The sequence below is a fragment of the Pseudomonas sp. Ma2-10 genome, from assembly GCF_054330215.1.
In genome coordinates this window covers 118668-140380 of the sequence record NZ_JBTEYL010000013.1, presented here as the reverse complement: position 1 = coordinate 140380, position 21713 = coordinate 118668, and the positions used below count along the sequence as shown (strand labels likewise).

Here is a 21713-nt window from a genome sequence, read left to right as displayed (position 1 = left end):
TCACTCTTCTTCCTCACGCTGCAATTCGAACAGCAGCAGCGAACGGCCAGTGACCGAATATTCGTGATCGAACTCGAAACGTTCCTGACCACGAATCGACGGTTGATTGGTGTCGATCATGCAGGTCCAGAAACAGCCGTCGGGCACTTCCGGAAGCAGGAAATTGACGATGTCGTGATGCGCGTTGACCACCAGCAGCAGGGTGGCGTCGGCACCCTTGCGGCGGATACCGGTTTCCTGGGCGCGGCCATCAAGCAGCATGCCGAGGCAGCGGCCATGACTTTCTTCCCATTGTTCGATGGACATTTCGGTGCCATCCGGCGCGAGCCAAGTGACGTCCTTGACGCCGATGTCCTCGTTGTAATTGCCCACCAGGAACCGACCGCGACGCAGGATCGGGTAGGTCAGGCGTAATTTGATCAGGCGTTTAACGAACTTGAGCAGGGCCTTGCCGTCTTCGCTCAGGTCCCAATTGACCCAACCGATTTCGCTGTCCTGGCAATAGGCGTTGTTATTGCCCTCCTGGGTTCGGGCGAATTCGTCGCCGGCCACCAGCATCGGGGTGCCTTGAGACAGCAGCAGCGTGGCAAAGAAATTGCGCATCTGGCGCTGACGCAACTCATTGATCTCGGGATCGTCGGTCGGGCCTTCGACGCCATGGTTCCAGGACAGATTGTTGTTACTGCCGTCCTGATTGTTCTCGTCGTTGGCTTCGTTGTGTTTGTCGTTGTACGACACCAGGTCGTTAAGGGTGAAACCGTCGTGGGCAGTGACGAAGTTCACCGAGGCGTACGGCCGCCGGCCACGCTGGTTGAACATCTCGCCGGAGGCGGTCATGCGACTGGCGAAGTCCGCCAGTTGGCCGTCGTCGCCTTTCCAGAACGCACGCACGGTGTCGCGGAATTTGTCGTTCCACTCGACCCAGCCAGGCGGAAAGTTACCGACCTGATAGCCACCGGGGCCGCAGTCCCAGGCTTCTGCAATCATCTTCACCTGGCGCAGCACCGGGTCCTGGCGGCAGGCCACAAGGAAGCTGTGACGCTCGTCGAAGCCATCGTGGTAGCGCCCGAGAATGGTCGCCAGGTCGAAACGGAAGCCGTCGACGTGCATTTCCGAAGCCCAGTAACGCAAGGAATCGGTGACCATTTGCAGCACGCACGGGTGACTCAGGTCCAGGGTATTGCCCGTGCCGGAATCGTTGATGTAGAAGCGCTTGTCGTCGGGCATCAAGCGGTAGTAGGAAGCGTTGTCGATGCCGCGCATGGACAGGGTCGGGCCTTGTTCGTTGCCCTCGGCGGTGTGGTTGTAGACCACGTCGAGAATCACTTCAAGATTGGCTTCGTGCAGGTGCGCCACCATCTCTTTGAACTCGGAGATCTTGCCGCTGGCCAGGTAACGAGGGTCGGGGGCGAAGAACGCGATGCTGTTGTAACCCCAGTAATTGGTCATGCCTTTGTGCAACAGATGCTGGTCATTGACGAAGGCATGAATCGGCAGCAATTCCACCGTCGACACGCCGAGCTTGCGGATGTGCTCCAGCACGTCATCGACCATCAACCCGGCGAAGGTGCCGCGTACGTTATCGGGGACGGAGGGGTGACGCATGCTTATACCGCGTACGTGAGTCTCATAAATGATGGTCTTGTCCCACGGCACGCTGACCCGATGGTCATGACCCCAGGTGTGGGCGGGGTCGATCACCTTGCACTTAGGCACGAAGGGCGCGCTGTCCCGTTCATCGAAACTGAGGTCGGCGTCGGGGTGGCCGATGGTGTAGCCGAACAGGGCTTCAGACCATTTCAACTGGCCAACCAGTTGTTTGGCGTAGGGGTCGATCAGCAGTTTGTTATGGTTGAAGCGATGACCGTTCGCCGGGTCGTACGGGCCGTAGACACGGTAGCCGTAGATCATCCCCGGATGCGCGTCGGGCAGGTAGCCGTGGTAGATCTCGTCGGTGTATTCAGGCAATTCGACGCGTTCCAGTTCGACCTCGCCGGCTTCATCGAAGATGCACAGTTCGACCTTGGTGGCATTGGCGGAAAACAAGGCAAAGTTGACCCCCAAACCATCCCATGTCGCGCCCAGCGGGAAGGGCAAGCCTTCACGGATTCTCGAAGCCTCGACCTGAGGTTCTGGCGCGGCTTTCTTTGGACTGGTCATAGATGCTCCTGCAAAGGGGGGACAGTTCTTGGCTCTGGTTTTTTTTGAGGGCGAGCGAGCCCTCGGTGGCGAGAGGGCTCGCCACGAAATCAATCAGGACGCCGCTCAGACAGCGGGCGGTTTTCGCGCTGCTCGAGGCTTTTTCTCGGTAGTTTTTTCGCCCGGCGGGGTGACCTTCGAGGCCGCGGTGGACTTGGCTTTGGTTTTTGGCTCCGCCGCCTTGCCATTGGGTTTGCTGGCAGGGGCCTGGGTGCCGGCGGTTTTGCTGCCAGCGGCTTTTGGCGATGTGCTGGGTGCCAGGGCTTCGGCTTCCGCCAGTTTGCGGGCCATCTCCCAATGGCGGGCGTCCTGGCCCTCGGGTTTTCCCTCCGATTCCCAGATCTGATAGGCAAATTCGCGGATGCGTTTATCGTTAGTACTCATCGCAATGCTCCTGAACTGATCTCAAGTGTGGGTAGTTTGGATAAAAAGATTGACCGGGAAATCCCCCAGCGCAGTGCTGATGTTCAGCTCCCTTTGCTGTGTGACTGCGACGCTGGAAAAAAGTCCCTTCAGCTTTTCATCAGGGGCGGTGAACGGTAATTTGACCCGTGTATCGCCCCACAGCGGCGCGTCAATCCGGGGTTCGGCACTGTTTTTCAGCAGTTCGGCGCAGCGTATCGGGACGATCACAATGGCGCGTTTTCCTTCCAGCGAGCGAGCAAATGCGAACACCCGGTGAGCCTGGCTGCCGACGACTTCAAGGGCTTGATACGCCCCTCGCCGAAACAGTTCGGTGTGCTCCAGCCGCAGGTTCAATACATCAGCGATCAGCGCTTGCTTGATGCGACCGTCCCGCCAGTTAGCCAACAGCTCGGGCCGTTTCAACGGCGTCTGCAGGGACTGCTGACGGCTGGCGTAATCCACCGGCCGGCGGTTGTCAGGGTCGACCAGCGAGAAGTCCCAATACTCGTTGCCCTGATACAAGTCCGGAACCCCCGGCACCGTCATGCGCAGCAAGGTTTGCGCCAATCCATTGAGTGCGCCGGGGACGGCGATGCTCTTGGCTGCTTTGCCGAGGGCCGCGCGTAACGGTTCACCTTCGGGGCTCAGAAGCAGACGCTGCAGGAATTGCTGAACCGCTTGTTCGTAAGCCTCGTTTGGCGCGCTCCAGCTGCTTTGCAACTTGGCTTCGCGCAAGGCTTTTTGTTGCCACTGCCACACACGTTGAGTGTAGTTCTCCAAGGCGGTTTGATCGTCACTGCACAAATCGAGCGGCCAGCTGCCGAGGATCGCTTGATAGAGGATCAACTCATCGCCCGCAGTCGGCATCTGGTCGTCGTCGCGCAGTGGGCGAGCGAGGGTCCGCCAGAGCGGAACTTGCTCGGCGTACCAGGCGCTGCGCTCGCTCAGCACCGCCAGGCGCGCGCGGGTGTCTTCGCCGCGTTTGTGGTCGTGGGTTGCGGTGGCCAGCACATTATCGGGGAACTCGTCGAGACGGTTGATGCAAGCGGCATGGAAATCGTCCATCGGCGCGCTGAACTGTTCGGTGCTGAACCCCACGTCATTGCGCGACAACAATGTCGCCGAGCGATAGAACGCGGTGTCTTCCACCGCCTTCGCCGCCGCGGGTGACGTCAGTTGCTGAAAACGCACACAGGCATGCTTGAGCATCTTGCGCGGCCGACCCAACGGGCGTTTGCGCCACGGCTCACCGCCCAGCCAACTGGCCAGGCAATCGAGCACGGGCCAGTCGGCCTCGCCGAGGGTTTGCCTGGCACCGTCCATGGCTTGCTGGAAAAACACATCGTCTTCGGCCGAACGCCCACGGGGGCTGATATAGGTGCGGTACACCGGGAAATGCACGATCAGTTCCTGTAATGCCCGACGAATCGCACCGAGGGTCAGGTCGCGGGTCATCAGGTCATCCCGTGCCACTTGCAACAGGGCCTGGGCGACGCTTTCGAAGTCTCCGGCGAGGGAGCCGTTGAGGATCTGCTGGCGGGCCAGTTGCGCTTCCTGACGGAAATCGACGGGCCGTTCGCTGAAGCGATTCCACAGTTCGCCCAATGTGTGGGCGCCTTCGGGCGCGTGTTGAAGCAGCGACAGCTGATTCATGAACTCGTAACCGGTGGTGCCATCCACCGACCAGTCACGGTGCAGGGTTTCACCTTCGCCGAGGATCTTCTCGACGTAGATCGGCAGGTGCCGATCCGGCGACAGGCTGTCGACCCGCCGCCGCAACTTGCGGCAGTAGCCCCGAGGGTCGGCGAGGCCGTCGATGTGGTCGATGCGCAGACCGTCAACCAGGCCTTCGGCCACCAGCTCAAAAATTTTCGCGTGGGTGGCTTCGAAAACGGCCGGGCGTTCAACCCTCAGGCCGCCCAGTTCGTTGACATCGAAAAATCGCCGCCAGTTGATGTCATCTGCTGCCGTGCGCCAACTGGCCAGGCGATAGCTTTGGTGTTCAAGCAACGGGTGCAGGCGCTGGAAACCTTCGGCGGTGAGCGAGTCGTAAGCGCTGAGGTTTTGCTGGATGGCCCGCAGAATCGCCGGATCATTGGCCCGTTCACGCAGCTCTGCTTTCAGCGGCATCGCCAGGCTATGGGCGTCGGTCTGGTAACTCAAGGTGCTGAAGCGGTCTGCCAGCGACTTGAGCGATTCGGCGGTCAACGGGTCATCGGTTCTGAGCAGTTCGCCATAATGGGTCGGGCAGATCGGGAAGTGATGTTCATAGTGCTCGACATAAAACGCGCCCTTTTGCGCATCGAAGCGCAGGGGCAGCGTGCCGTCCTGCAAGGCGATGCCGTAGTCGCTGCCGAGGAAGGGCAACAGCAACTGGCCTTCCATCAACGGGTCGGGCGAATGCCACTGGATATCGAAGAACTCGCCGTAGGGGCTCAGGCGCCCCCATTCCAGCAAATCCTGCCACCAGGGATTATCGCCGCCGCCGACGGCCATGTGGTTGGAAACGATGTCGAGGATCAGCCCCATGTTCAGCTCGCGCAATGCACCAACCAAACGCCGCAGCGCCGCTTCGCCGCCCAGTTCCGGGTTGACGGTCGTCGGGTCCACGACGTCGTAACCATGCATGGACCCGGCGCGGGCGCTCAGCAGGGGTGAGGCATAGATATGGCTGATGCCGAGGCTGGCGAAGTACGGCACCAGCGGCACCGCATCGTCCAGTGTGAAGTCTTTATGGAACTGCAGCCGCAGGGTCGCCCGCAGCGGTTGAATAAGCGTTTGATTCATTGGTCACGCTCGGCCGCCTGAAGCCGCGCACAGGCGAGCAATTCCAGGCGCCGGGCGGCGTCCGGGTCATCGAGCAAGGCGTCACTGTCGCCAGGCAAGCGTCGGGACCAGTTGGGGTGCGTGTCGGTGGTGCCGGGCAAGTTGGCCTGCTGTTCGATGCCCAGGGCATCTTCCAGCGGTAGCAACACCAGCGGCGCACGGGTATGACCGAGGAAACGTATCGCGGCGTCGAGCACCTGGTCGGTTTCATGGGACTCTTCGTGAAAATTCTGCGGGTCCTCGATTAACACCCGGCGCAAGCCTTCACGCTCGCGTTCGCGGTGGTGGCGCCATTCAATTTCCCCCGCAGCTTCGACCAGCCCCAGTCGCGCATTCCAGTCGATATCGTGGCCATGCCACCAGCCATTGAGCGTCGGCAGGTCATGGGTGCTGGTGGTTGCGAGGGCGTTGTCCGGCCAGTCGAGAATCGATTTGAAGTGCGCGTTGTCTTGTTCAAACAACAGCACGCGCATGCCGAGGATCGACCGGGCGATGAGCTTTTCTCGCAGACCGTCAGCCACAGTACCGAGGTCTTCACCGAGGACGATGGCCTGATGCCGATGGGACTCGAGGGTCAGTAAACGCAGCAGGTCGTCCACTGGATAATAGAGGTAGGCGCCGTCAGCGGGTGACGCGCCATTGGGGATCACCCACAACCGTTGCAGGCCCATGACGTGATCGATGCGCAGGCCACCGGCGTGGGCAAAATTGGCGCGGAGCATCTCGATGAATGCCCGAAAACCATTGCGTACCAGACCTTCGGGCGAGAACGCGGAGATCCCCCAGCCCTGACCGGTGCGGTTGAGAATGTCTGGGGGTGCACCCACGGTCAGCGAGGCCAGCAATTCGTCCTGACGACTCCAGGCCTGGCTGCCACCGCCATCGGCACCCACGGCCAGGTCGGCGATCAGGCCAATACTCATGCCGGCGCTGCGGGCGGCGGCTTGTACGCGTTCCAGGCTCCGCGTGATCAGCCATTGGCAGAAGGCAAAGAAGCCGATGCGTCCGGCGTTTTCTTCGGCGAATTCGGCGAGGGCCGCGCTGCGCGGGTCACGCCAGTGCTCGGGCCACTGCCGCCAGTCGAGGTTTTCACCCTTGGCGGCGCGGGACGCTTGAATGGCTTCGAAGCGGCAGTGGTTTTCCAGGGCTTCGCCACCGGCGTGGCGGAAGCTGCTGAAGTCGGGATGCAACGGGTGTTCACCCTGCACAAAGCCTTCGTACAACGCCTGCAACAGGCGATGTTTGGCTTCGGCCGCCACCGGCCAATCAATCAACGGCAAGGCTTCGAGGTGCTTGAGTTCTGCCGCCAGGCCAGTGGCATCAATCGCGGTACGCAGCGCTCGATCACCCAGGATGGCGCCCGGTGCGGCATACAGACTGTTGAGAAACAAACGGCTGGAGGGCGAATACGGGCTGTAACGCTGGGTGTCGCTGCTGAACATTGCATGCAACGGACTGATCGCCAATGCTTCGGCACCGCGTTCACCGGCCACCCGGGCCAGGTCTTCCAGCGCTTGGGTATCGCCGAAACCGCCATCGCCAGGACGACGCAGCGAGTACAGCTGCACGCTCAAACCCCAGGCGCGGGGGATCGGATTGTCGACGGCATCGCCGACGCTATAGCAGCGCGTCGGTGCCACGGCCAAGGTGAATTCCTGCCCGTCGATGTTGACGTGCTGATACCCGACCGGAATCAGGCCGGGCAGTATCGCCTCGGCATCCAGTTTGAGGTTGAGTCGCGCGCCATCTTCGAGGTGGATCTGGCACGGTGTTTCGGGTTCAAAGTAACGCGCCAGGCTGAGGCCGACACCGAAGTCGGCGGTCAGCAGCGGCGGCAGGTGTCGGGTCTGTTGCACCTGCCGCAGTTCCAGCAGGCTGGCGTCGATTTCCTGAGCGCTGCCGGCCGGGTGACCGAGTCCGGTGAGGACGTTGCGTAACACTGATGGCGCGACTTTCTGTGGGCGGCCGTTGGCGTCGATCCAGTCGACAGCCAGGCCAGCTAGGCTGGCCAGTATTTCCAGTTGCGCATCGCTCATTGGCGCTCTCCATCCGGGGTTAGCAAAGGGGCTGCGGCCGTGAGGCTGACTAGCGCGCAATACGGGGCCAGCGTGCCCTGATCCAACAGACCGGCTGACTGTGGCGGGTATTCGAACAACAACGTAGCGGTGGCCTCTTGGGAGTGGACCACAGGTGTTTCGCTGAGGTTCAGGTCAATGCGCAGCAGGCTGCCATCGCCCAGTCGCCAGCGCGCCGTTATTGCGCCGGCGCCCAGCACGTCGGCGCCCAATGCTTGAGCACCGGGCAGGCGGGGAATGATCTGCTGATGGCGGATCTGCAACAGTTGGCGATACAGGTCGCGCAGGGTGGACTGTCGGGTTGATGTCAGCTCGGGGCGTGAAGCCTCAAAGGTCTGGCGCGCGTTGGGGTCGGGAATCTGCTGACGTTTGTGCGGATCAGCAAACGCGCTGAAGGCGGCAAACTCGTTACGTCGTCCCTCGCGGACCCGCTCCGCGAGCTCATCGTGATGGCTGGTGAAAAACAGGAACGGTTGCTCGGCGGCGAACTCGTCGCCCATGAACATCAGCGGGATCATCGGTGACAACAGCAGTAATGCGGTGGCCGCCTTGAGCGCATCGGGGTTGGCCAGTTGATGCAGCCGTTCGCCCAAGGCGCGGTTGCCGATCTGGTCGTGGTTTTGCAGAAACAGCACAAAAGCACTGGGCGGCAAATGACCGCTGGGCTCGCCACGGGTTGTACCGTGACGGGTTACGTGGCCTTGAAACACAAAACCCTGGCTCAGGCAGCGAGCCAGTTGTTCTGTTGGGTTTTGCGCATAGTCGGCGTAATAGGCGTCGGTTTCGCCGGTCAGCAGCACGTGCAAGGCGTTGTGGCCGTCGTCGTTCCACTGCGCGTCGAAGCCTTCTTCCAGCAGACTGGCCTGGTTGTGCTCGTTTTCAACGGTGAGCCATACATGCCTGGCCGGATCGGTTTGCTGGCGAACTTTTTGCGCCAGTTCCTGAAGAAAGTCAGGGTCTTCGATGGCGTGTACTGCGTCCAGACGCAAACCATCGAAGCGGTACTCCAGCAACCACATCAGCGCGTTCTGGATGAAGAAGTCCCGCACCTCGCGCCGCCGAAAATCGATGGCCGCACCCCATGGGGTGTGCTTGTCTTCACGGAAGAAGCCCTTGGCGTAGTGATGCAGGTAATTGCCGTCCGGGCCGAAGTGGTTGTAGACCACGTCGAGAATCACCGCCAGGCCATGACCGTGGGCGGTGTCGATCAGATGTTTGAGTTGTTCGGGAGTGCCATAGGAGGCTTGGGGCGCGTAGGGTAGAACCCCGTCGTAACCCCAATTGCGATCACCGGGGAACTGCGCCAGCGGCATCAGCTCGATCGCGCTGATGCCCAGCTCCACGAGGCGCGCCAGGTGCTGCTCGACTTCGCTGAAGCCGCCAAGCGCACCGACGTGCAATTCGTAGATCACCGCCTCATTCCACGGCCTCCCGCGCCAGGCGCTGTGTTGCCATGGGTAGGCAAGTGGATCGACCACCACGCTGTGGCGGTCGATATCACCGGACTGCGCGCGGGAGGCCGGGTCGGGCACCGCCAGCTCGCCGTCGATGTTGTAGCGGTAACGCGTGCCGGCGGGGCAGCGAGTATTGATCACGAACCAGCCATCTGCCTGGGGCAGGAGTGGCAAGGACTGTCCATCTTCCAGTTCGACACTGACGTGAAACGCATCTGGCGCCCACAAGGCAAAACGCGTGTGCTCTGCGTCCAGCATGATTGCGCCGTGGAGCCAGGTCTCAAGAGTCCGTAACGGCATCTTTGAAAACCTCTTAATGTTTGCCCGATTTACCCAGCGCTTTGGTCACCAGTTTTTCGTAGAGTTCGGCGTACGGCTCGACCGCTTTGCACCAGTTGAAAGGCGCGGCCATGGCCCGGCAGCGCATGGCGTTGAGCAGGTCGGGGAAGGCAAAAACCTTGAAGGCCCGGCTCAGGGCTTCCTCGTAGCTTTCGACCGTGGATTCATCGAACAGGAAACCGGTCACGCCGTTTTCAATGGTGTCGGCCAAACCACCGGTGTTGCGCGCCACCGGCAACGAACCGAAGCGCTGGGCGTACATCTGGCTCAGCCCGCAAGGCTCGTAACGCGAAGGCATCAGCAGGAAATCACTGCCGGCGAACATGCGACGGGCGTCGGTTTCGTTGAAACCGATACGCACGCCGATCTGGCCTGGAAAACGCAGGGCCAGTTCACGCATGGCTTGTTCTTCTTCCGGCTCACCACGACCGATGATCGCGATCTGCCCGCCCGATTTGACGATGTACTCGGAGACGGCCTCGGTCAGGTCCAGGCCTTTTTGATAGACCAGTCGCGAAACCACGGCGAACAGCGGACCTTGGGAGTCTTCCAGGCCGAACAACTTACGCACGTAGTCGGCGTTGACCGCTTTGCCTTCCCAATCGCCAACTTTGAAGGGGCAGAACAGGTGCGGGTCCGTGGCGGCGTCCCAGCTTTCATCGATGCCATTGGGAATACCACTGAGCAGACCTTGCTGGGTCTTGGCGGCAAGAAAACCGTCGAGACCGCAGCCGAAGGCCGGGGTGGTGATTTCCTGGGCATAGGTGGCGCTGACGGTGGTGATGTGGCTGGAATAAGCCATGCCGGCCTTGAGGAACGACATCTTGCCGTAGAACTCCATGCCTTCCTGTTGCAAGGCATGCAGGGGGATACCCAGTTCCGGGCACGAGCCAAGACTGGTCACGCCCTGATAGGCGAGGTTATGAATGGTGAACAGCGTCGGGGTGCGCTGTCCACGCCAGTGCATGTACGCGGGCGCCAGACCGGCAGGCCAGTCATGGGCATGCACCAGGTCCGGGCACCAGTGAATGTGTGCAAGGTTGGCGGCGATATCCGCGGCTGCCAGGCCCAGGCGGGCGAAACGAATGTGGTTGTCCGGCCAGTCGCGACCGTTGTTGGCACCGTAAGGTGAACCCTCGCGCTCGTAGAGTTCGGGGCAGATCAACACGTAAATGACCAGACCGTCGGGCATGTCCATGCGCCCGATTTTGCAAGGGGGCAACGCGGCGTGGCCACCGAGTTCGCCAATAATATGAATCGGGTTTTCGCTGTGCAGCACTTGTGGGTATCCGGGAATCAACACGCGCACATCGTGCAAGTGAGCCATGGCTCGCGGCAGCGCTGCGGAAACGTCGCCTAGACCACCGGTCTTCACCAGATCGGCGATCTCCGAGGTGACGAACAGTACTTTCTTCTTGTTAGAGTTGTGGCTGGCCACCGGTGTCAGCGTCTTGGTGCCTGGTACGCTGATCGATTGGTGACTGGGGGCGCTCAAAGCGCTCGTTTCGCCGACCTGCTGATGAGCACGTTCTCCCTGAATATCTAAAGCCGCACTGATCATATGAATCTCCCGTGTTGTTGATCTAATTCTTAGGTCTGGCACAAACGGTGTTTCGTGGCCAATTCCTGTGGCCGGGCGCAAACGCGCTACGCATCGGAGAGCAAGCGCTGCCAATACGTTGAAGCACAATGGCTGTAAAAAACGTTGCAAGGATTGCACCAGTCGCAACGCACCTCCCTTTAACCTGACCCGTCACGACAAGCAAAAGTTTCGATTTTCTTTCCTCTTTTTGACCGAGCGGTTTCGCCCCGCGGAACTGAGTCTAGGCCAGAACTTAGAGCGGGGGAGGCTAGATGCAAAATTGTTCGACAATCGGTTTAAAGAGGTACGGACGTACCGCTTGGATGTGGAAACGCACCGACGAAAGGCATTTTTTTACCGTTCTGCCTCAAAAGATATTTTAGATGTCACATGAATGTGCAAAGCGCGGCAATGCCAATGCACCACGGTGGTGCGCATGGGTTAGTCCTGTCTTTGGCCGAACCGCTGCCTTACGGCCGGCCTTGATGCCTTGTTATAGTCCGGGCCTCATTTTCTGCCCGGTAAAAGGATCTCTGCCATGTCTCAGTACACTGCGTTCACCGTCGAACTGGTTAACAAAATCGCCCATGTGCAGATCAACCGGCCGGAAAAAATCAATTCGATGAACGCCGCGTTCTGGAGCGAGATCATCGAGATTTTCCAGTGGGTCGACGACACCGACGAAGTCCGGGTGGTGGTGCTCAGTGGTGCGGGCAAGCATTTTTCTTCTGGCATCGACCTGATGATGCTGGCCGGCGTGGCCAATGAAATGGGCAAGGATGTGGGGCGCAACGCGCGTCTGCTGCGCCGCAAGATCCTCGCCCTGCAAGCGTCTTTCAATGCCGTCGACAATTGCCGCAAACCGGTATTGGCGGCGGTTCAGGGGTATTGCCTGGGTGGCGCCATCGACCTGATTAGCGCCTGCGACATGCGGTATGCCGCCGAAGACGCGCAATTCTCGATCAAGGAAATCGACATCGGCATGGCCGCCGACGTTGGCACCTTGCAACGCTTGCCGCGGATCATCGGTGACGGCATGCTGCGTGAACTGGCTTACACTGGGCGCACATTCGGTGCCGAAGAAGCGCGTGGCATGGGCCTGGTCAATCGCGTTTACAGCGACACCGCCAGCCTGCTCGACGGTGTCATGGGCATCGCCCGTGAGATCGCCAGCAAGTCGCCGATTGCGATCACTGGCACCAAAGAGATGATCAGCTACATGCGCGACCATCGCATCGACGACGGCCTCGAATACGTCGCCACCTGGAACGCCGCCATGCTGCAATCCACCGATCTGCGCGTGGCCATGGCCGCCCATATGAGCAAACAGAAACCCGAATTTCTGGATTGATTAAAAAATGATTTCACGCTGGACCACTGCAGTACTAGACATCGACGAGCCTGGCGGCTGGGCCGTGGCCCGTAGCCCCGAAGGCTTTCTGTTCGATGACAATGGCGCGCTGTTCCCGCGCGAATGGCTCAAGCGCCAGGACCTGTCGATCCTCGCCGAACATGGCATCGGTCAACTGGACGGCGAACCGGTCTATTTGTTGGAGCTGCGCCGTCACAGCGATGTGCCGGGCTGCAACTGGAAAGGCCTGCGGGCATTCATGCTCGACGGTGACCATACGCTCTACAAAGTTCTTGGTTATGCCGCGCAAATCGGCACCTGGGCCCGCGAACACCGCTTTTGCGGTAACTGCGGGCAGGCGATGACCCAAGTGACCCGGGAACGGGCGATGTATTGCGAGCCGTGCGATTTACGCAGTTACCCGCGCATTTCGCCGAGCATGATCGTACTGGTAACCCGTGGCGATGAGGTCCTGCTGGCCCGTTCGCCACGCTTTGTCAGCGGGGTCTACAGCACGTTGGCGGGGTTTGCCGAACCGGGCGAGTCGGCCGAAGACTGCCTGATTCGCGAAGTCCGTGAAGAAGTGCAGATCGAGGTCAGGAACATCCAGTACATGGGCAGCCAGTGCTGGCCGTTCCCGCATTCGATGATGCTGGGTTTCCATGCCGAATACGCTGGCGGCGAGATCGTGTGTCAGGAAGACGAGATCGAAGACGCCCAGTGGTTCAACGTAAGCGACTTGCCGCCGTTGCCGGCGTCACGCTCGATTGCCCGTTACCTGATCGACGTCTATGTGGCGCGGCGCTTAGGCCAGGCTGAACCAGTGTTGCCAGGCTAACCGCACGGTCAGGCCCAGCACCACGGTGATGAACACCGGGCGAATGAACTTCGCACCGCCGCTGATGGCGGTGCGAGCCCCGAAGAACGCCCCGACCATCACCGACAGCCCCATGCTCAGACCGATGATCCAGTCCACCTGCCCGGAAAACACGAACACCGACAGTGCGGCAATATTGCTGACGAAGTTCATGCTGCGCGCCACGCCGCTGGCCTTCACCAAATCGATGGGGTACATCAGCATCGTGCTGACGGTCCAGAACGCACCTGTGCCGGGACCGGCCACGCCGTCGTAAAACCCGAGGCCGAAGCCTTGGGTCGATTGCCACTTTTTCTTGATCGGTGCGTCGCTGTCCAATGGCGCTTTGGGCGTGCCGCCAAACAGCAAATAGACGCCGCAGCCGAAAACGATCACCGGGAGCATCTTGTTCAGCCATTCCGCGGGCAGGTAGTGAGCGACCACGGCACCGGTCAACGCGCCCACCAGTGTGCCGACAATGGCGTGCATCCACTGTCTTGGATGGAACAGCTTGCGTCGGTAGAAAGTGAAACTGGCGGTGGCTGAGCCGAACGTCGAACTGAGTTTGTTGGTGCCCAACACCAGATGCGGCGGCAGGCCCGCGGTCAGTAGCGCCGGGGTGGTCAACAAACCACCGCCGCCGGCAATGGCGTCGATGAAGCCAGCAATGAAGGCGACGAGGACTAGAATGGCCAGGGTGGTGAGGTCAACACTGAGTTCGAAAGGCATGGGATCGGCTTATTCGGCGGGGTGCAGGACAGGGCTGCGGGGAAGGGCCGATATCTTACCTATAAAGTTGTCCTCCTACAGCTGATCGTTCCCACGCAAAACGTGGGGACGGCCAGTGTTGGTTTACAGACCCAGGTCGGACAAGCCTGGATGATCATCCGGGCGACGGCCCAGCGGCCAATGGAACTTGCGGTCGCTTTCCTTGATGGGCATGTCGTTGATGCAGGCGAACCGATTGGCCATCAAACCGTTCTCGTCGAACGCCCAGTTTTCGTTGCCGTAGGAGCGGAACCAGTTGCCCGAATCGTCGTGCCATTCGTAGGCATAACGCACGGCGATGCGGTTGCCGGTAAAGGCCCACAGTTCTTTGATCAGGCGGTAATCCAGTTCCTTGGCCCATTTACGCGTCAGGAAACCTTTGGCCTCTTCGCGGTTGTAGGCGAATTCGGCGCGATTCCGCCATTTGGTGTCCAGGGTGTAGGCCAGCGACACGCGTTCCGGGTCGCGGGAGTTCCAGCCATCTTCGGCCAAGCGTACTTTTTCGATGGCCGACTCACGGGTGAATGGCGGCAATGGCGGACGAATTTCGGCATTAGGCATTAATAGTCTCCCTATCAAAGTAAAGTTCTAGCAAGTTGTCGGGCTTGGTTGAAGTGTTACAGGTCCAATAACTTTCGTGCCATGCATTGCGCCGTATCGGCAGCACTGTGATCCCCCATGACAAGCGCCACGGTAATGGCACCGTCGATCAGGATCAGCAGCTGTTTGGCCAGCGTCTGCGGGTCGGTGGCGCCATGTTCGGTGCAGAGTTCGCGCACGTAGTCGAGCAACTTCTGTTTGTGGTCTTTGGCAACCAGGCGAACCGGGTCTTGCGGGTCGCCGGTTTCGCCGCTGGTATTGATGAATGCACAGCCACGGAAGCCTTCGGAGGCGAACCAGGCCTTGAGTACGGTAAACAGGTTGAGCAGCCGGTCGGCTGATGTTTCAGCCTGGTCGACTTCGCTTCTGTACCACTGCATCCAGCGCACATCACGGCGTTGCAGGGCCGCGACGGTGAGCGCCTCCTTGTTGGCGAAGTAGCGGTAAATACTCTTTCTGGAGACGCCGGCGGTTTTCACCAGAAGCTCCATCCCCGTGGCCGCGATGCCACTTTTATAGATCAACTTTTCGGTGATATCCAGAATGATGTCGCGTGTGGCGTTGCTGGTTATTTCGTTCATGTGGCGAACAGTAGAATGATCGTTCTCCTTGGTCAAGCGGGTATTTTTTGTTGCCTGAACAATCGCTTTGGCGAGTCGGCTCGCGAAGGGGCCGTTACAGACACTAACAAGACCCCGGCGGATCCATGGTGTAAGCTCTCGGGTTCTTCGGATTCGACCTTTTTGCGAGCCCTATGCCGTCGCTTTTCAAACGCTCTCTGCTGCCTAAACTGCGCAGTTTTCCGCTGACCGCCGATGCCGTCACCATCCTTTCTGGCGCTGCCGAGTACCGCCGTTGCCTGCTGGAAAAAATCGCCAGCGCCACCCGGCGCATCTATATCGTCGCGCTCTATTTGCAACAGGATGAAGCCGGCCAGGAAATTCTTGATGCCTTGCACGCGGCCAAACTCGCGCGTCCGGAACTGGACGTGGTGGTGGTCGTTGACTGGCTGCGCGCTCAGCGCGGCTTGATCGGCGCCGGCAAGCAGCCGGGCAACTCGGCCTGGTATCAGGAAGCCACCCGCACGCACGAAAGCGTTGTGCCGGTGTATGGCGTTCCCGTGCAGACCCGAGAGCTGTTCGGCGTGCTGCATTTGAAAGGCTTCGTGATCGATGATTGTGTGATCTACAGCGGCGCGAGCCTGAACAACGTTTACCTGCACAAATTCGACAAGTACCGTTACGACCGTTATCACCTGCTAAATAACAGCGCGCTGGCCGATTCGATGCAGCACCTGGTCCAGCACGGTCTGATCGCCTCCAAAGCGGTGCATCGTCTTGATTTACCGAACTTGCCGACCACCCGCAGCCTGCGCAACGACATCGGCGACTTGCGCAGCCGCCTCAAGCACGCGGCGTACGACACCACGACAGGCACCACGCAAAAGGGTGGTTTGTCGGTCAGCCCATTGCTTGGTGTCGGCAAGAACAATCCGTTGAGCCGAGTGATTGGCGAGTTGATCGCCAGCGCTCAGCATCAACTGACCATCTGCACGCCATACTTCAACCTGCCGCTGGCCGTAACCCGGGAAATCAACCGGGCACTGGCGCGGGGCGTGAAGATCGACATCATTGTCGGCGACAAGACGGCCAACGACTTCTACATTCCGCCGAGCGAGCCGTTCAAGGTGATTTCGGCGCTGCCTTATCTTTACGAGATCAGCCTGCGGCGTTTCGCCAAGCGTCATCATCGCAGCGTCGACAGCGGCCAGTTGAACCTGCATTTGTGGCGTGACGGCGACAACACCTATCACCTCAAGGGCATGTGGATCGACCAACGCTACACCTTGCTGACCGGCAACAACCTCAATCCGAGGGCATTCCGTCTCGATCTGGAAAACGCCTTGCTGATTGATGATCCGAAAGGTGAGTTGTTGGAGCCGCGCCGTAAAGAGCTGGCGGAGATTTTCGAGAACACTCGCCGGATCGAGCGTTATCAGGAACTGGAAACGCTGCTGGAATACCCAGCGGGGGTGGCCAAGTTTCTCAAGCGCGTGAGTCGGGTGCGGATTGAGCGGTTGCTCTATCGAATTTTGTGAGCATGGCGGGATAGGTTCGTCGCCCTCCAAAATGCCTTCGCGAGCAGGTTCGCTCCCACAGGGGGGTTGTGTCCATCACAAATCCAACGTGGGAGATTCTATGTTGTAGGGGAACCCTGCAGCCTTAAATCAGGTTGGTATTCGCTCTGGTTTTTCATGAGGGCGAATGCCACCCGGCAAAGCTTGCAGGCGAGGATGACCGGGGCTTCGGTTTTTGCCAGACCTCTGGCCAGATAGGACTGATAGTACGGTTTTCAGACGGGTGATCGACAGGCCACCATCGAAGGTTTGGCCTTGTCCTCAGCGTCTGAAGCGGCTGTCGGGCTGACATGCAGGGTGCCGCGCGGATTGCTCAGCAGGCCGAATGTGATCGCATAGTCACCGGGCAGCAGGTTGGCATTGATTAATTGGCTCAGGCGGGGCGATGTTTTCCCGCTCTTCGACTACCAGCACGGCCAGGGCCGTGGCGAGGAAAACGCCGATCCACACCACCGGCATCCACTGGCCGCGGCCGCTCTGCTTGAGGTGGCTGGCGATGATGCCAACGATCGGCGCGGCTTCAATGCCTTCGCGCAACATGATCAGAAAAGGAACAAGCATTTACCACCGGGGCGTCATTAGACAGGGTGCTAATTTGCAACATAATGACACTAATTCCCAAGTGGGAATCACTGACATTTACCTGGGCGCAAGCTGAACGCACATCTAAAACAGTTGATCGACCTGCTGGTTGTAAACTTCGACCAACGCGTCGTAGCGGCGCCCGATGTTTTCGAAGTCATCGCTCAGCTGTTGCGGTGGCGCCGTTGCCGTCCAGTCGTCACGCAGCTTGTTGACGGCGTTCAGATAGTTCCTGCCGGGCGAACGCACGTAGTTCCAGATGTTTTCCGGGTAATCGGCGGTGCTGGTCGCCAGGTTGGCTTCCATGTAACGGTTTCCATTGTCCCAGGCCAGTTGCAGTTTTTGCGTGGCGTCGCCCAGGTTATCGACCGCAAGGGTTTGTTCGCGAACGTGGTTGTCGAGCGTGAGCATCAGGGTTCGTGCTTCCAGCATGTAGGTCAGGATGTGGGCGTACTTGGGCTGATCCCGGACCTTGAGCTGCTCAAGCTGAAGCTGCCGAAGCCCCGCATCTTCAATATCTAGCTGGCGGCGCAGTGCGTCTGAAGCCTTGAGGTATTCATCGACTAATGGCAAAAACATGCTGTCACGTTGCGCTTTATCCGCAGCGCTGGCCGAATAGGCGGGCACGGAATTGAAGAAGTCGAAGCCTTGGGCCGCCTCATTGGCCGCCGTCAGGGATGTTCCGAAGCGATTCAGCAACGGCAGCAGTAGAGGTGCCGACTTCTGCAGATCATTTTTTTGCTTCACGTTCAGCTGGCAGCCGTACGCGTCGTGACTGCGCACATAGTTGAGTCGCTCACGCACCTCGACCATCGGCTCGAAGTCCTCGGGAAAACGCTCTTTGAGAGTCGGATCGATCTTCCGGTCTCGATCCAGGTAACGGGCGTAGGCATGACGCCAACGACCATCGACTGAGTTCAGACAGGCAATCAACGGGCGCAGGGCACTGGCTTTTTCCTGCTCGGCGAGGTCGGGTTGATTGATCCAGCGTTTAATCGGGGTCAGGAGGGCGCCCTGGTACTCGTTCAATGCACCCAGAAATGTCACGGTCAGCACCGCCGTGATAGCCATTGTGCTTTTGTTCATGGGCGAGCCTTCCGAGCGTCCGATTGTCCATACCATTGCTTTTGAGTCGGGGGTATCCGGCATTCCACGCGGCTGTCGAGGGGACCGCTGCAACCGCGTTTGGCAAACGGCTGCAACCCTTGATCGCGGCCCATCAACTGGCTGCTGGCGATGGTGTAGACGAGTCCGGTCAGACCGATCACGCCCACCATCAGTGCAATCGACATGGCCGAGCCCAGCACCGGCATTCTAGGTTTGGATGGCCTTATACTCAGCGCTGCGGGCCAGGTAATCCGGCTCAAGGCGCCCAACAGCAGGAGCACCCCAGCGTAGGCGATCAATGCTTCTACGCCAAACCAAGCCCATGTCAGCCCACCGATCAGCCAGCAGGGCAGCAACTCACGCAACAACAGCGGCGGCGGACGCCTGAAGCTGAGCCGATGTGCCACGGGGCGGCTCAGACGCACGTCCAGTGGCCAGAATCGATCCGCTATCGTACACCAGATGCCCAGCACAAAAGCGCTCAGTGCGACTAAAAGTACCGCACTGGGGGCGGCCCGCACGCAGAGCCAGAACAATATTGCGACAGCACTGTCCCCGATGCCGGATTTTTCACTGGGGTAAAACGCGGTCCAGGCGAGCGATGCGCCAAACACGCCCGCAAACACCGGCCAGGTCTGTTTGGACTGGACCAGGGCCTTCCAGAAATAAGGGTCGGTGTCCGGCAACTCGCGGCACAGCTGTGGATGCAGGCGCTTGATCTTTTCGCTGAGGAGGCGGCAGGCATTCCAGTCCGCTTCAAAAAAACGCCGGGCAAAGGCTTTTCGCTCGGCCGCCGTCATCGGGCTCAGAAACAGTCGTGCAGCGCGGCTCTGGGGCTTGTGGTCGCCCAGGGTGGCGACATGTCTCAGTTCGTCGAGAAATGCCTGGTAGGGGTGCTTCTCCTGCAGCATCGACCAATAAGGTTGCGGGCAACGTCCCTGATCTTCGCCGGGGTTCCATTGCTGATGCGAACACAGCGTTTCGAACAGCTTTGTAGACCAGAAATTCGACTCCGCCAGGACCCGGGCAAGGGTTTCGTTGAACCAGTCGTGACGTTCGAAGGGCAGCAACCAGTCGGCTCGCTTGAGGGCAAGGAAGGTTTCGATAAACGTATCGACCTGCCCACCGTCCAACTGCTCGCGCAGGCGTTTTTCGGTCTCGCGGCAATACGCCTGATGCAGCAGCGCAAGGGCTTGCGGGGACAAATCCTGACGCTGCCAGGTGCTCAACCAGTTGAATTGCTCCAGCCCCCATTCGGCGAACAACATCCCGTCGTCGCGCTGCTCCAGGCACATCATCAATAACTGATCTTCGAACTCTCTGACGCAGTGGGACACCCGCGCCTGGGCCAGACGCTGTTCGAGTTTCTCGATCGTAACGTCCTCCAGCAACTGCGCCGCCCGTTGCTGCCCGGCACTCGGCCCGAACGGCTGGCGATCATGCTCGAAGTCGAGCGTGTGGCCGAACGAGGGCAGGGGTGATTGAGCTCCGACCGCTTGCCCACGCTCACTTAACGCTGGCATCACCGGTTCGCGGCGACTCCATTCCATTGCCTGCTCGTACGCTTCGCGCAGACGCTGAAAACCGCTCGGATCTTCATCCGGGCGGTGGACTTTGAGCAGCGTTGCGTATTGGCGTTTGATGCTGCGTGAATCGGCATCGGCCGCCAGCCCCAGAATGGCCCAGCAATTCACCGCCACAGGCCTTGTTCGAGTTCATCGAGCTGCTGCATCAGTTGCAGACGCAATTCGCGTATGGCTCGCTCATCCTGGCCGTCGAGCATCTGTTGGAAACGGTTAGCCATGTGATCGAGCCGCTGACGCAGGTCGCCAAGGCTTTCCTGGTACAGCCGCTCGAGACGCGCAATCAGCAGGCTGTTGACCTGTTGTTCCCGCGGGTGAACCTTGAGGTTAGCCAACGCGGTCAGGCGTTGCTGGATCTCGTCGGGGGCGAGTACGCCGGGATTGTTTTCGATCACGAGGCTGCGGCGCTCGCCGGTCCGCTGTATGTGCGCCTCGGCTTCGAGCAGGCCGTTATTGTCGTAGGTGAAACGCACATCGATGCTGATGTCGCCCGCCGGTGCCAACGGCACTTCAACCTCCATTTCACCGAGGTAGATGTTTTCTTTCACCCAACGACTTTCGCCTTGATAGATCTTCAGCAGTACCTTGCGCTGATTGTCGCTCAAGGTGCACACCGATTTGACCCGGCTCACCGGCACCACGCAGTTACGCTCGATGATCGGCAGGTAATGGCCTGACTCGGCGCCTTCGCCGACGCTGATCGCCGTTTCGATGCCGAGGGTGTACGGGCAAACGTCCGTCAACACGACCTCTTCGAGTGCTGCATCCCTGGCCTTGAGCGCCGCTTGCACTGCCGCGCCCAGTGCAATCGATTCGTCCGGGTTCAGGGCAATCGAAGGAAACCGGCCGAACAACCCCGCGACCATTCTCCGGATCATTGGCATGCGGGTCGTGCCGCCCACCAGCAGGACTTCATCCAGCTCCGATGGCCGAATACGCGCGTCGCGCAGCGCGGTTTCGATCGGTGTGCGCAGACGCACGAGCAACGGTGCATAAAGTTCGGCCAACTGCGCTTGGGTGAACGTCTGCTCCCATTGACCGCTGCCATGACGCAGGACGAAGGTCGCAGTGTCGGCCTGGCCAAGGGCATGTCGCACGCGCTCGGCTTCACGGCGCAGGCGATGGGCGATAGTGGGCTCGGTCAGTGACGGCATGTCGCTGCGGTTGGCGTGTGCGACGACAAAGGCCTGAACCAGCACGGTGTCGAAGTCTTCACCGCCTAGAAAGTTGTCACCGGCGCTGGCGCGCACTTCCATGACACCGTCAAACAGTTCGAGGATCGACACATCGAAGGTGCCTCCACCGAGGTCGAACACCAGAAACGAACTGGCGCTGTCGCGTTGATGCAGTCCGTAGGCGAGGGCCGCAGCAGTCGGTTCGTTGACCAGCCGTTCGACCTTGAGACCGGCCAGTTCGCCAGCGATTTTCGTGGCTTTGCGCTGGGCGTCGTTGAAATAGGCCGGCACGCTGATCACCGCTTCAGTGACTGTTTCACCATAGCGGCGCTCAACATCTTCCTTGAGGCTGCGCAACACCAGTGCCGACAGTTCTTCCGGGCGAAACTGTTGGCGACCGAGGTGAAGTTCATGGGCACTGCCCATGTGGCGCTTGAACAATGCCGCCGTCAGGTGGGGATGCGTCTGCAAACGCTCTTTGGCGGCCTGACCGACCAGCACTAGACCCTCGTCGTCGAGGCCCACCACACTTGGTGTCAGCAGACTTCCCAGGGCGTTGGGGACCAGTTCAGGCGCGCCGTTGCGCCAAACGGCAACCAGGCTATTGGTGGTGCCCAAATCAATGCCGACGATCATAACGTTTGCAACTCCATGTCTATTCGGGAATTCCCGGC

At 59.9% G+C, this 21713-nt stretch carries 15 protein-coding genes and 3 pseudogenes; 3 read left to right on the top strand and 15 right to left on the bottom strand.

Annotated elements, in window-relative coordinates; genetic code table 11:
- From glgX to glgA, 6 genes are all read right to left on the bottom strand, one after another.
- Nucleotides 1-2160: a glycogen debranching protein GlgX gene (gene glgX, locus ACXPVS_RS17140; RefSeq protein WP_458510983.1), complete on the bottom strand. Its 2160-nt coding sequence runs from the start codon at nucleotides 2158-2160 to the stop codon at nucleotides 1-3.
- Nucleotides 2161-2265: 105 nt separating this feature from the next.
- Nucleotides 2266-2583 (bottom strand): DUF2934 domain-containing protein, encoded by a 318-nt coding sequence (locus ACXPVS_RS17135; RefSeq protein ID WP_458510982.1) that lies wholly within the window; start codon nucleotides 2581-2583, stop codon nucleotides 2266-2268.
- Between the two features lie 21 nt (nucleotides 2584-2604).
- Nucleotides 2605-5391 carry a malto-oligosyltrehalose synthase gene (locus ACXPVS_RS17130; protein ID WP_458510981.1) on the bottom strand — a complete coding sequence of 929 codons (2787 nt, stop codon included), beginning with the start codon at nucleotides 5389-5391 and terminating at the stop codon, nucleotides 2605-2607.
- Nucleotides 5388-7466 carry a 4-alpha-glucanotransferase gene (gene malQ, locus ACXPVS_RS17125; RefSeq protein WP_458510980.1) on the bottom strand — a complete coding sequence of 693 codons (2079 nt, stop codon included), beginning with the start codon at nucleotides 7464-7466 and terminating at the stop codon, nucleotides 5388-5390. Before malQ ends, ACXPVS_RS17130 begins: the two co-directional genes overlap by 4 nt.
- Nucleotides 7463-9259, bottom strand: a complete 1797-nt coding sequence (treZ, locus tag ACXPVS_RS17120; protein ID WP_458510979.1) for a malto-oligosyltrehalose trehalohydrolase — start codon at nucleotides 9257-9259, stop codon at nucleotides 7463-7465. Before treZ ends, malQ begins: the two co-directional genes overlap by 4 nt.
- Before the next feature lie 13 nt (nucleotides 9260-9272).
- Entirely contained in the window at nucleotides 9273-10859 is a 1587-nt protein-coding gene (glgA, locus tag ACXPVS_RS17115) for a glycogen synthase GlgA (protein WP_458510978.1), read from the bottom strand.
- A gap of 559 nt (nucleotides 10860-11418) precedes the next feature.
- On the opposite strand from glgA, the gene ACXPVS_RS17110 reads away from it, so the two are divergent.
- Both ACXPVS_RS17110 and nudC read left to right on the top strand, forming a co-directional pair.
- Nucleotides 11419-12231, top strand: coding sequence for a crotonase/enoyl-CoA hydratase family protein (locus ACXPVS_RS17110; RefSeq protein WP_458510977.1), 813 nt, complete (start codon nucleotides 11419-11421; stop codon nucleotides 12229-12231).
- 7 nt (nucleotides 12232-12238) lie between these two features.
- Nucleotides 12239-13069, top strand: coding sequence for an NAD(+) diphosphatase (gene nudC, locus ACXPVS_RS17105; protein ID WP_458510976.1), 831 nt, complete (start codon nucleotides 12239-12241; stop codon nucleotides 13067-13069).
- Here nudC and ACXPVS_RS17100 read toward each other — a convergent pair.
- From ACXPVS_RS17100 to ACXPVS_RS17090, 3 genes are all read right to left on the bottom strand, one after another.
- The gene (locus ACXPVS_RS17100) at nucleotides 13037-13816 is read right to left on the bottom strand and encodes a TSUP family transporter (protein ID WP_458510975.1); all 780 of its coding nucleotides are present in this window, start codon (nucleotides 13814-13816) and stop codon (nucleotides 13037-13039) included. The genes nudC and ACXPVS_RS17100 overlap by 33 nt on opposite strands.
- A gap of 123 nt (nucleotides 13817-13939) precedes the next feature.
- A complete protein-coding gene (locus tag ACXPVS_RS17095) occupies nucleotides 13940-14416 on the bottom strand; it encodes a nuclear transport factor 2 family protein (RefSeq protein ID WP_458510974.1) in 477 nt (158 codons plus the stop codon).
- Nucleotides 14417-14472: 56 nt separating this feature from the next.
- The gene (locus ACXPVS_RS17090) at nucleotides 14473-15036 is read right to left on the bottom strand and encodes a TetR/AcrR family transcriptional regulator (protein WP_458510973.1); all 564 of its coding nucleotides are present in this window, start codon (nucleotides 15034-15036) and stop codon (nucleotides 14473-14475) included.
- 173 nt (nucleotides 15037-15209) lie between these two features.
- Here ACXPVS_RS17090 and pssA point away from each other — a divergent pair, with 173 nt between their 5' ends.
- The gene (gene pssA / locus ACXPVS_RS17085; protein ID WP_458510972.1) at nucleotides 15210-16553 is read left to right on the top strand and encodes a CDP-diacylglycerol--serine O-phosphatidyltransferase; all 1344 of its coding nucleotides are present in this window, start codon (nucleotides 15210-15212) and stop codon (nucleotides 16551-16553) included.
- A gap of 98 nt (nucleotides 16554-16651) precedes the next feature.
- Here the strand turns inward: pssA and ACXPVS_RS17080 are convergent.
- The 6 genes and pseudogenes from ACXPVS_RS17080 to ACXPVS_RS17055 form a co-directional block, all read right to left on the bottom strand.
- Nucleotides 16652-16837, bottom strand: a pseudogene (locus tag ACXPVS_RS17080) (IS110 family transposase); the annotation flags it as partial.
- A pseudogene (locus ACXPVS_RS17075) lies at nucleotides 16811-17006 on the bottom strand (iron uptake system protein EfeO); the annotation flags it as partial. The pseudogenes ACXPVS_RS17075 and ACXPVS_RS17080, both read right to left, overlap by 27 nt.
- A pseudogene (locus tag ACXPVS_RS17070) lies at nucleotides 16998-17153 on the bottom strand (FTR1 family protein); the annotation flags it as partial. The pseudogenes ACXPVS_RS17075 and ACXPVS_RS17070, both read right to left, overlap by 9 nt.
- A 105-nt stretch (nucleotides 17154-17258) precedes the next feature.
- Nucleotides 17259-18260: a DUF3829 domain-containing protein gene (locus ACXPVS_RS17065; protein ID WP_458510971.1), complete on the bottom strand. Its 1002-nt coding sequence runs from the start codon at nucleotides 18258-18260 to the stop codon at nucleotides 17259-17261.
- On the bottom strand, nucleotides 18257-19975 hold the full coding sequence (locus tag ACXPVS_RS17060) for a J domain-containing protein (RefSeq protein WP_458510970.1): 1719 nt from the start codon (nucleotides 19973-19975) through the stop codon (nucleotides 18257-18259). Before ACXPVS_RS17060 ends, ACXPVS_RS17065 begins: the two co-directional genes overlap by 4 nt.
- Nucleotides 19972-21675 (bottom strand): molecular chaperone HscC, encoded by a 1704-nt coding sequence (locus tag ACXPVS_RS17055; protein WP_458510969.1) that lies wholly within the window; start codon nucleotides 21673-21675, stop codon nucleotides 19972-19974. Before ACXPVS_RS17055 ends, ACXPVS_RS17060 begins: the two co-directional genes overlap by 4 nt.
- Nucleotides 21676-21713 lie beyond the last annotated feature (38 nt).

What these genes read in the sequence shown, in the direction of transcription:
- glgX (WP_458510983.1), bottom strand. Translation starts at nt 2,160, where the DNA reads ATGACCAGTCCAAAGAAAGCCGCGCCAGAACCTCAGGTCGAGGCTTCG.
- ACXPVS_RS17135 (WP_458510982.1), bottom strand. Translation starts at nt 2,583, where the DNA reads ATGAGTACTAACGATAAACGCATCCGCGAATTTGCCTATCAGATCTGG.
- ACXPVS_RS17130 (WP_458510981.1), bottom strand. Translation starts at nt 5,391, where the DNA reads ATGAATCAAACGCTTATTCAACCGCTGCGGGCGACCCTGCGGCTGCAG.
- malQ (WP_458510980.1), bottom strand. Translation starts at nt 7,466, where the DNA reads ATGAGCGATGCGCAACTGGAAATACTGGCCAGCCTAGCTGGCCTGGCT.
- treZ (WP_458510979.1), bottom strand. Translation starts at nt 9,259, where the DNA reads ATGCCGTTACGGACTCTTGAGACCTGGCTCCACGGCGCAATCATGCTG.
- glgA (WP_458510978.1), bottom strand. Translation starts at nt 10,859, where the DNA reads ATGATCAGTGCGGCTTTAGATATTCAGGGAGAACGTGCTCATCAGCAG.
- ACXPVS_RS17110 (WP_458510977.1), top strand. Translation starts at nt 11,419, where the DNA reads ATGTCTCAGTACACTGCGTTCACCGTCGAACTGGTTAACAAAATCGCC.
- nudC (WP_458510976.1), top strand. Translation starts at nt 12,239, where the DNA reads ATGATTTCACGCTGGACCACTGCAGTACTAGACATCGACGAGCCTGGC.
- ACXPVS_RS17100 (WP_458510975.1), bottom strand. Translation starts at nt 13,816, where the DNA reads ATGCCTTTCGAACTCAGTGTTGACCTCACCACCCTGGCCATTCTAGTC.
- ACXPVS_RS17095 (WP_458510974.1), bottom strand. Translation starts at nt 14,416, where the DNA reads ATGCCTAATGCCGAAATTCGTCCGCCATTGCCGCCATTCACCCGTGAG.
- ACXPVS_RS17090 (WP_458510973.1), bottom strand. Translation starts at nt 15,036, where the DNA reads ATGAACGAAATAACCAGCAACGCCACACGCGACATCATTCTGGATATC.
- pssA (WP_458510972.1), top strand. Translation starts at nt 15,210, where the DNA reads ATGCCGTCGCTTTTCAAACGCTCTCTGCTGCCTAAACTGCGCAGTTTT.
- ACXPVS_RS17065 (WP_458510971.1), bottom strand. Translation starts at nt 18,260, where the DNA reads ATGAACAAAAGCACAATGGCTATCACGGCGGTGCTGACCGTGACATTT.
- ACXPVS_RS17055 (WP_458510969.1), bottom strand. Translation starts at nt 21,675, where the DNA reads ATGATCGTCGGCATTGATTTGGGCACCACCAATAGCCTGGTTGCCGTT.